The following is a 9,919-nucleotide window of genomic DNA, read 5'->3' on the forward strand; positions in this document are numbered from 1 at the left end:
CTGCTGGCCGAGGCCGGTTTCCCTAAGGGTGAGGGCCTGCCGCCGCTGGAATACATCACCTCCGTCGGCTTCTACCCGAAGACCAAGGAATACGGCGAGGTCATCACCGCCATGCTGCAGGAACAGGGTTTTCAGGTATCGCTCTCTGTTCTGGAAATCGCCGCCTGGAACGAACGCCTCTACGATCGTCCGGGCGGCGGCCCCGGCCATATGGTCGATTGCGGCTGGTCCACCGGTTCACCTGAGCCCGACCTCGTACTGCGCACGCATTTCCATTCGACCTCGAAACGCATCACCGGCATCGTCGACAAGGAAATCGACGCGACACTCGACAAGGAGCGCAGCGCCCCGTCACTCGAGGAGCGCAAGAACATCCTGCAGACCGAAACCATGCCCATGCTTGCCGAAAAGGTGCCGGCCCTGTCACTGTTCACTTCGGTGATGATCCACGCGATGGACAAGTCGCTGGCCGGCCTCTTCATCTATCCTGACGGGTCCATGGACGCCTCGAAGGCCGCATTCAGCTGAGGCTGGCTTGCGTTTTCCACGGCGCTGGAGGCCAGCGCCGTGGAGGTTTTCGTTTCGCTCATGATGTCAACAAACGACCGCGACCGTCGCCGCTCAGGACGGTTCGCTCCGATTGCTGCCAGGATATGATATGTTCATTCTCAGTTTTCTGGTTCGACGGCTGGCGCAAGGCGCACTGATCGTCTTTCTGGTGACGCTGCTTATCTTCACACTGCTGCGCGTGGTTCCCGGCGATCCGGTCCGGCTGATGGCCGGCGGCATGGCGCCCGAAGCGCTGATCGAGCAGATCGCCAAGGACATGGGCCTGCGAGATCCCATCCTGGTTCAGTTCGGCCGCTATATGAGCGGCGTCGTCAGGGGCGATCTCGGACAATCCTTCGTACGGCCTGCGAGCGGCGCTTCCACAGGCGGTTCCAGTTTCGGCGATTCCACCCGCGGCGAACGCGCCGAAGTGCTGACCCTGATCGGTGACACCCTGCCGATGACGCTGCAACTCGGCGGCCTGGCAATATTTTTCGCCCTGATCTTCTCGTTCTTGGTCGGCATTCCCGGCGGACTGGCGCCCGGACGATGGCCGGATCGCGTGGCCTTCTACATTTCTTCGATCTTCATATCGCTGCCGAACTTCTGGCTCGGCATCGTCCTTGCCATGCTTCTGTCTGTCAAACTCGGCTGGCTGCCGGCGATCGGATATGCCGGCTTTGCCTATACCATCCTGCCGGCGATCGTTCTGGCCGTCGAGCTGGCGCCGGTGCTGATCCGGACGCTGACCGGATCCGTGGCTACCGTGATGATGGAGCCTTTCATCGCAGTCGGAAACGTGCGCGGTCTCAGCCGCAGCCGCATCATTGTCGCCCATGCGCTGCGGAACGCCTCCGTTCCCCTGCTGAATCTAATCGGCATCCAGATCAGCGGCCTGCTGGGCGGCGTCCTCGTCGTCGAATTCATCTTCGATTATCCCGGTCTCGGACTTTTGACCATCAACGCCGTGTTGCAGCGTGACTTCCCGCTGATCCAGGGGATCGCCATCGTCACCAGCGCGATCTTCGTCTTCATCAACATCGCAGTCGACCTGATTGCCACCATGATCGATCCAAGGTTGGAATATTGATGAGCGTGACAGAGACAGACATCCCGGCAATCCCGGTTCCGGCAACACAACGCGGCGCTTCAGTGGCGCGGCGTATCTGGCGGATTGCCCTTGCCTCCAACGAATTCCGTGTCGGCGCTGCCATTTTCATCGTGCTGGTTATGGCGGCCCTGCTTTATCCGCAATTGAGCGGCATCGACCCCACGAAGATGAGTGTCGCCACGCGCCTACATGCGCCGCCGTTCATGGGCGATAAATGGAACTGGACGGCGCCGCTCGGCACCGACCAGATCGGCCGCGACATGCTGGTGCGCAGCCTGGTCGGCCTCCGCTACTCGCTGCTCATCGGTCTTTCCACCGTTCTGGTCATGCTACTCATCGGCTGTTCGCTCGGCACGATCGCCGGATATTATGGCGGCCGCGTCGACATGGCGATCATGCGCCTGACCRATGCCCAGCTGTCGATCCCGATGATCATCCTGGCAATCACCGTGCTCGGCGTCTCGCGCCCGACAATCCCGGCGATCATCCTCGTTCTTGGCCTGTCGAGCTGGCCGGTCTATGCCCGCGTCACTCGCAGCGTCGTGATGACCGAGCGCAAGCGGGAGTATGTGCGTGCCGCTGAAATCTACGGTGCATCGGATTTCCGCATCATGGTGCGCCTGCTGGCGCCGCTGGTGTTGCCGCCGATCATCTTCGTCTCGGTGCTCGATGTCGCCCGGATGATGATCTTCGAATCCATCCTCGGATTCATCGGGCTGGGCGTTCAACCACCGACGCCGACCTTCGGCAACATCATCGCCGACGGCCGCAAGTATCTGCTCAATGCCTGGTGGATCGCCACCATGCCGGGCGTGTTCCTGTTCCTGTGCCTGACCAGCATCAACCTGATGGGCGCATCGCTCGAACGGGCTCGCAATCGTATCTATGGAGGCAAATCGTGACCGGCACACCGCTTCTGAGGGTTCGCGATCTGAGCGTCGGCCTGGAAACGGGCGGCGGCATGCGTCCGATCATTTCCGACATCGACTTCGATCTGGCCCCACGCGAAATTCTCGGCATAATTGGGGCGAGCGGTGCCGGCAAGACCGTGCTCTCGCGTGCACTCGTCAACTGGATTGATCCGCCACTGACGGTTACGTCAGGATCGGTCGTCTACAAATCCCAGAACATCCTCGATCTGCCGGCACAGAAACTGCGCACGCTGCGCCGCGAGATCGCCTATGTCGGTGCCAATCCGGCGGGGGCTCTCGATCCGACCCTGCCGGTCGGCCAGCAGATCGTCGAGAAGCTGCGTGCAGTCGCACCAGAGATTGCGCAGGAGGAAGCCAGGAAGCGGGTCATCGATCTGCTTGGCGCGGTGCGCATCCCCTCGCCGCAGATGCGCTATCACGAATATCCATCGCAATTCAGCGGCGGCATGATGCAGCGTGCCTTGATCGTTGATGCGCTGGTGAGCAATCCGGCCTTCCTCGTCGCCGACAACGTCACCCAGCCGCTTGATGTCACGGTCGCCGCGCAGGTGCTGCGCCTGATGCGCGAACTGACCACGCGTTTCGACACGGCGATCGTCTTCATATCCTCGTCGCTGCCGCTGGTGAGCGACGCTGCCGATCAGATCCTGGTGCTGGCCGAAGGCAAGATCGTGGAGCGGCAGGCAACGAAGGCACTCGTCGACACGCCGCAGCATCCCTATACCCGCGAGCTGATCAGCCAGATCCCGGAGATCTGGACGAGCGAAGCGGTCGCCATCGAGCTACCGGCCGAGACCCGCGAGCCCATCATCAGCATTCGCGATGCCACCCGTTCCTACCGGGTGCGCAAACGCGGCACCTTTGCCAGCTACAGCACCGTGCGTGCCGTGCGCAACGTCACCTTCGACGTCTTTCCGGGAGAGAATTTCGGCATCGTCGGCGAATCCGGCTGCGGCAAATCCACGCTCATGCGTCTGCTCAGCCGGCTGGAACGGCCCGATAGCGGCCAGGTCCTCTGCGACGGACAGGATATCACCAGGCTTTCCGGCAAGGGGCTTTTGAAGTTCCGCCGCGATTTTCAGCTGGTGCTGCAGGATCCCTTCAATTCGCTGCCACCACGCACCGCGATCGGCGCCATCATCGAGGAGCCGCTGAAGACACACGGCGTTGCCAGGGGCGCAGAGTTACGCGACCGCGTGCTCTCGGTGATGCGCGAGGTCGGCCTGCCCGCTACGCTCTACGACGAGCTTCCGCTGGGTTTGAGTGCCGGCCAGCGCCAGCGCGTCAACGTTGCCCGCGCCATGGTGCTGGAGCCGAAAGTGCTGATCATGGACGAGACGCTGTCGTCGCTCGACCAGACCGAGCAATTCAAATTGCTGAAGCTGTTCGAGCAGCTGCAGGCCCAGCACGGCCTGACCTATGTCTACATTTCCCACGATCTGGCGATGGTGCGCCGTGTCTGCAATCGTGTTGCCGTCATGTATCTCGGCGAGGTCGTCGAGATCGCCGACAACAGTCGGTTGTTCTTCGATCCCGGCCATCCCTACACCAAGGCTTTGCTCAGCGCCGTGCCGACGCTGGAAGAGCGCCGTTACAAGCCGGAAGACTGTCTGTTGGAAGGAGAGCCGCCAAGCCCGATCGACCTGCCGCCCGGCTGCAGTTTCGCCAGCCGCTGCCCGAACGCATTCAGCAGCTGTCACAAGCAAAGCCCGGTTTTGACCGCCCGTGGCAACAAGGACCTTGCTGCTTGCTTTTTGGTGGAAAACACGCTTTCCCACGCGGCAGCTTGAAACCGTAAATTGCATCGAAACCCGGGAGGATCAGACGATGAAAGAAGCAACGACCACGGCGGGACACGCTGGTTCGACAGACTTGCCGATGGGCCTGTGACGGGAAGCCCTCATGACTGACCATCCCCAGGCACGTCTGCAACACATTCTCGAAGAGCTCGCCAAGCATGGCCGGGTCACGGTCAAGGAACTAGCGACGGAATTTTCCGTCAGCCCGGAAACCGTGCGCCGCGACCTGAAGCAGTTGGAAATGGAAGGGCACCTGCGCTGCATCTATGGCGGCGGCGTGACGCCGCGTCGGGATGCCGATCAGCCGATCTCGCAACGCATGCGCGTCAATGCTCGTGAAAAGGCAAAAATCGCAACCCTCGCTGCCAGAGAGCTGCGCGACCATACCAAGATCTTCCTCGACAGCGGCACGACCATGCTGGCGCTGTCGCGCTATCTCGTCGATCGGCCGCTGATCAATATCTACACCAATTCGCTGGATATCATCCAGACCTTGTCGGGGGTGGAATCCAATAACGTGGTCGCCGTCGGCGGCGTTCTGCGGCCGAGCTACCGGGCGTTTCTCGGAACCGATACGCTCAATGTGATCCGCGAACATCTCTTCGATATCGCCTTCGTCAGCGCGGTGACGGTCGATGTCAATCTCGGTTTCATGGACCTCGGCGAGGACGAGGCGCTGGTGCGCCGGGCGTTGCGCCGCCACGCCAAGCAGGTCGTGATGCTCGCCGACAGCAGCAAGTTCGGCCGCCAGGGTAATTTCTGCACCTATAATTTTCGTGACGTTGATCTGCTCATCACTGATGCGCCTCCGCGGGCAGATTTTCTTGAAAAGTTGGAAGAGGCGCAAGTGAAGGTGATTTATGCTTGAAACCCGTAGCGAGCCGGCATCCCTGCCTGAGGTCGATGCCGAAGCCCTGCACCGGATGATGGAGGAAGTCTCCGTCTTCGGCGGCGGGCCGGGTGGTGCGATGACGCGGCTGACCCTGTCACGGGAAGACAAGGCCGCCCGAGACTGGCTGGCGAACTGGCTGAAGAATTCAGGGCTGCGCCTGGAGATCGACCCGATGGGGAACATGTACGGTTTTCTCGACTGGGCAGGGCCGGACGCACCTCTGGTCATGAGCGGGTCGCACCTCGACAGCCAGCCGAACGGCGGCCGCTTCGATGGCGCCTACGGCGTGATTTCCGCCTGCGCGGCGATCGATGCCATACGCAAGCATGTGGCCGCGGTTGGGGTCACACCAAAAGTCAATTATTGCATCGTCAACTGGACCAACGAGGAAGGCGCCCGTTTCCAGCCAAGCCTTCTCGGCAGCGGCGTCAATGCCAGCGAATTGACACTTGATTTCGCGCTCGCCCGCAAGGATGGCGACGGCATTTCTGTCAGGCAAGCTCTTGACGACATCGGTTATGCCGGCACCTTCGGCCCCGTCATTCCCGATGCCCTGATCGAGCTTCATATTGAGGGTTCCGCCGAGCTGGAAAAGAAAGGCATGCGCTTTGCCGTGTTCAACCGTTTCTGGGGCAACGTCAAACACCGGCTCGCCTTCATCGGCCGCCAGGCGCACACCGGCCCGACGCCGATGGCCGAGCGCCATGACGCGCTCCTGGCTGCAGCGTACCTGATCGCCGAACTGAAGGGCTTTGCCGAGCAAGTCGGGATCGACCTGCACACCTCCTGCGGCCGTCTCGAGGTCTATCCGAATTCCCCCAACGTCGTGCCCGGCGAGGCGGTGATGTTCATCGAACTGCGCTCTGCCAAGCCCGATGTGCTTGCCTGGGCGGAAGCACAGCTCAACGAGAAAGCTGACCTCTGCGCCAAGAAGGCGGATGTCGGCTTCGAGGTCCGCTCGATCGACCGCCGCCGCGCCGGGAACATGGACGGGCGACTGGTTGCCCTTGCCCAGGATACGGCGGCCGGCTTCGGCCTCGAAACCTTGCTGCTCGACACCATCGGCGGACATGACGCCGTCAGCATGACGACCGTTTCCCCGGCAGTCGTCATCGCCGTGCCAAGCGTCGGCGGCGTCATCCATCACCCGACGGAATTTACCACGCCGGAAGACCGGTTGTTGGGCGCGGAAATCCTCAGCGCCATGCTGTGGAAATTCTGCCTCGACGGCAACATCCTGAAAACCATGGACTGAAGGATTGGGAGCATGAAGGCACTCGGGCAAGCATCCACAGTGGATGAGAAGGCGGCGGAAGCCGCCATCCGGGCCGTTCCGGACTGGGCAAACGCCGATATGCGTTATGCGCCGGGCATTGCAGGCGTCGCCTCGCCGACGCACCGCGCCGTCGATAGCCAGAACTGGTTCGTTGCCAGAGGAGATGCACCCGCTGCCTATTTCCTGAAAATTCTCCATACGGACCAGTCGGATTTCATCGATCTGGAGAGGTCCGTTAGCGCCGCGCGTCAGGCTTCAACCCTGGGCCTGACGCCGGCGCCCCTCTGGCACAGCCCGGAAATGTCAGCGGTCGTTTTCGACCGCCTGCCGGAAACCTGGCATACCGCCAGAATGGACGACCTGCGCAAGCGCAATGTTCTGGAAAGTGTCATCGCCGCCAAGAGCACCCTGCATGGCAGCAGGCCGCTTGGCGAAACGTGGACGGTGTTCGACCGCATCCGCGTCGTCGAGAAAGCGCTTGCCGATGCAGGCATCGCAGAGGTCGCCGCAGACGGTTGGTGGATGCGCGAATGCGTCGGAGATATCGAAGCGGCGATCATCGCCACCGGCTTCGATGAAAAACCAGCCCATGCCGACGGCCTTGCCTCTAACATCATGATCGCGCCGGATGGCGCAGTGCAACTGGTCGATTTCGACGAGGCCCGCAATGTCGATCCGTTCTACGATATCGGCATCCTGCTCAACGAGGCCTTCCAGTTCGACGACGAAATGCAGCCGGCGCTCGAGATTTTCGAGGGACAGTTTCGCCAGACATCGCTCAACCGCTGCCGCCTTTACGCCATTGCCGACGATCTCTTCTGGGGCATGTGGGGCATCCTGATGGACAGGGTTTCGCCGCGCGGCGGTATCGAATTCCTGAAATATGCGCAATGGCGCCTTTTGCGCTGCCGTATGGCGCTTCGCAATCCGCGTTTCGAATTCATGCTCCGCACACTCTGAGAGATCAAGCTATGGAAAAACGATTGGGAGAAGCGGCAAACGAGGCGGAAGCGGAGATCGAATCCCTGTTACGTGAGATTGAGCCGTGGTCGGGTCGCGAACTCCACTACGGTCCGGTGCATGGCGGTATCAGCAATTCGAACTGGCGGGTCAGGGTCGCAGGCGAACAGGGCGGTTTCTTCGTCAAGGTTCCTGGCCGCGGCACCGAGATGTTCATTGACCGCAACGCGGCGCTGGACGYCAGCCGACGGGCGCAGGACCTCGGCATTGGCCCGAAGATTTACGAGTATCTCGCTGACAGGGGTGTCGAGATCGCCGACTACATCGAAGGTCGGCGTGCCTGCACCAACCGCGATTTCCAGGATCCGACCGTGCGCAAAGCCGTCGTCGGGCTCTACCGCACCTTCAACGATTCAGGCAGACTGCCGCTGACTAAGACGATCTTCGACATGATCGACGAGCATATCGAGCAGGTGCGCGAACTCGGCGGCGCCTTTCCGATCGATTTTGCCTGGCTTTACAGGCAATACCGGCTGGCGCGTGCAGCTCTCGAAGCCTCCGGCATCGACCTCGTTGCCTGCTTCAACGATCCCATGGCGGGTAATTTCATGGTCGCCGACGACAAGTCGCTGATGCTCATCGACTACGAATATGCCTCCAATAACGACCGTTGCTACGATATCGGTATCTGGTGCGGCGAGATGTTCTTCTCCGATGCCGTGGAGGCAGAGGTAATAGAGGAATATTTCGGCCGCTTCGATCCGCGAATGAAGGCCCGTCTTGCCGTGCACCGGGCGCTTGCCGATGTGAAATGGTCGACTTGGGCCATGGTCCAGAATGTCGTCTCGGCGCTCGATTTTGATTTCTACAAATACGGCGCTTGGAAACACATGCGCGCTCGCGCGGCCATGCAGGATCCGCGCTGGGTCGAGTATCTCAAGGCGGTTTGATCCGGTGGATTTTTCAAATGATCGGCGGAAAGCCTGACTCAAATTCCGAGCGCATTTCTTAGGCGCGCGATAATCGCATGAGCATGCCACTCTGGCACAGTGTGGTGGCCGTCGTCCGCGCTTCGCGCCGGGTGACGGCCGAATATTTGATTTTGCCMGTCATCGTCTTGCCGCTGATGTCCTGCGTCTCGCAATAGCGCCAGACTTTCTCAGCAAGCGGCTTCAGCTCAGCCATCGCGGGTTCGAGATGATGAAGGCGAGCGCCCGCAAAATTAGGCCAGGAGGCCGGCCCTTCGGGCTTGGTTCACATCCCCTTGAGGCGGCCATGGAACGCTGCCTATTCATCCGCTGTACGCACTCATTTGCGACTTGATGTTTTCGGCGAGCCTCGCCGCTGCAGTCTCCAGGACACCTTTCGAGCGGACAACGAGGCGAAGGGATGGGATGGGGAAATAACGCTCCACGAGCGGCAGCCATATCAACGCTCCGCGCTCCGTCTCCGCACTGATGTCGAAGGGGCTGAGGAAAGGGTTCTGTCGCAAAACTTTTCACCGGGTTTGCAACCAGCATTGTAGGCGTAGATCCGGGGTTGAGATGAGCAGGCAGATTGAGTTTCACGATCATGGTCGATTTCAAAGGCAGTCATTACCCGAAAGACGTGATTTTATACGCGGTATTTTTCTACGTGAGATATGCGGTCTCCTATCGTGATCTGGAAGAGATTATGGCCGAGCGCGGCGTTACCGTTGACCACGCGACGCTGAACAGATGGGTCGTGAAATATTCGCCCCTGATTGCCTGCCAGGCCCAGCGGCGCAAATCCGCAACCAGCAGCTCCTGGCGGATGGACGAGACCTATATCCAGGTCAAAGGCAAGTGGACCTATTTCTATCGGGCTGTCGACAAATCCGGCAAAACCCTTGATTTCATGCTGTCTGAGCACCGCGATGAGGCCGCGGCCAGCGCGTTCTTCGCCCGCACGATTAAGAACAATGGCTGGCCCGAAAAGGTCGTCATCGACAAGAGCGGCGCGAACCTGGCAGGATTGCAAAACATCAACTGGCGGCTGCTCTTGTATGGATGGTTCTGGCTGATCGAGATCCGGCAGGTCAAATACCTCAACAACACGATTGAGCAGGACCACCGGTTTATCAAGAAGCTGACCCGCCCCATGAAGGGGTTCAAATCCTTTCAGTCTGCGTCAGCAACACTGGATGGTATCGAGGTGGCTCACATGATCCGCAAGCGCCAATTTTCAACCAGTGGCCAATCGGCATTTCAGCAATTCGCCGCACTCGCTGCATAACTGTGTCCAGCGATGGCCGCTTCTGCGGCCTTTTAAAAAGTTTGCGACAAAACCGCTACCTATCATATTCCCTGGCGAGCATAAATGGACGGACTGATAACTTTCAGGATGCGGCGATAACGACAATTGCGTCCTGTTCATATA

Annotated in this window: 9 protein-coding genes and 1 pseudogene; 9 read left to right on the top strand and 1 reads right to left on the bottom strand. The window is 60.3% G+C overall.

Annotation, left to right across the window (positions count from 1 at the left end):
- From AC1D1Z_RS29885 to AC1D1Z_RS29920, 8 genes and pseudogenes are all read left to right on the top strand, one after another.
- A pseudogene (locus AC1D1Z_RS29885) lies at positions 1–528 on the top strand (ABC transporter substrate-binding protein); the annotation flags it as partial.
- A 130-nt stretch (positions 529–658) separates the two neighbouring features.
- A complete protein-coding gene (locus tag AC1D1Z_RS29890) occupies positions 659–1,639 on the top strand; it encodes an ABC transporter permease (protein WP_065277041.1) in 981 nt (326 codons plus the stop codon).
- Positions 1,639–2,562 (top strand): ABC transporter permease, encoded by a 924-nt coding sequence (locus tag AC1D1Z_RS29895; RefSeq protein WP_477852512.1) that lies wholly within the window; start codon positions 1,639–1,641, stop codon positions 2,560–2,562. The genes AC1D1Z_RS29890 and AC1D1Z_RS29895 overlap by 1 nt, the downstream gene beginning before the upstream one ends.
- On the top strand, positions 2,559–4,382 hold the full coding sequence (locus AC1D1Z_RS29900; RefSeq protein WP_113543142.1) for an ABC transporter ATP-binding protein: 1,824 nt from the start codon (positions 2,559–2,561) through the stop codon (positions 4,380–4,382). Before AC1D1Z_RS29895 ends, AC1D1Z_RS29900 begins: the two co-directional genes overlap by 4 nt.
- 112 nt (positions 4,383–4,494) lie before the next feature.
- On the top strand, positions 4,495–5,259 hold the full coding sequence (locus AC1D1Z_RS29905; RefSeq protein WP_065277039.1) for a DeoR/GlpR family DNA-binding transcription regulator: 765 nt from the start codon (positions 4,495–4,497) through the stop codon (positions 5,257–5,259).
- Positions 5,252–6,538: a Zn-dependent hydrolase gene (locus AC1D1Z_RS29910; RefSeq protein WP_113543141.1), complete on the top strand. Its 1,287-nt coding sequence runs from the start codon at positions 5,252–5,254 to the stop codon at positions 6,536–6,538. Before AC1D1Z_RS29905 ends, AC1D1Z_RS29910 begins: the two co-directional genes overlap by 8 nt.
- Positions 6,539–6,550: 12 nt before the next feature.
- Positions 6,551–7,519: a phosphotransferase gene (locus AC1D1Z_RS29915; RefSeq protein WP_115156438.1), complete on the top strand. Its 969-nt coding sequence runs from the start codon at positions 6,551–6,553 to the stop codon at positions 7,517–7,519.
- Between the two features lie 11 nt (positions 7,520–7,530).
- Entirely contained in the window at positions 7,531–8,469 is a 939-nt protein-coding gene (locus AC1D1Z_RS29920) for a phosphotransferase (RefSeq protein ID WP_477852515.1), read from the top strand.
- A gap of 58 nt (positions 8,470–8,527) precedes the next feature.
- On the opposite strand, the gene AC1D1Z_RS29925 is transcribed toward AC1D1Z_RS29920, so the two are convergent.
- Positions 8,528–8,704 carry a hypothetical protein gene (locus tag AC1D1Z_RS29925; protein ID WP_162769109.1) on the bottom strand — a complete coding sequence of 59 codons (177 nt, stop codon included), beginning with the start codon at positions 8,702–8,704 and terminating at the stop codon, positions 8,528–8,530.
- Positions 8,705–9,091: 387 nt separating this feature from the next.
- Here AC1D1Z_RS29925 and AC1D1Z_RS29930 point away from each other — a divergent pair, with 387 nt between their 5' ends.
- Positions 9,092–9,775: an IS6 family transposase gene (locus AC1D1Z_RS29930; protein ID WP_113543161.1), complete on the top strand. Its 684-nt coding sequence runs from the start codon at positions 9,092–9,094 to the stop codon at positions 9,773–9,775.
- Positions 9,776–9,919 lie beyond the last annotated feature (144 nt).

It is taken from the genome of Rhizobium sp. P1_E1, from assembly GCF_056406015.1.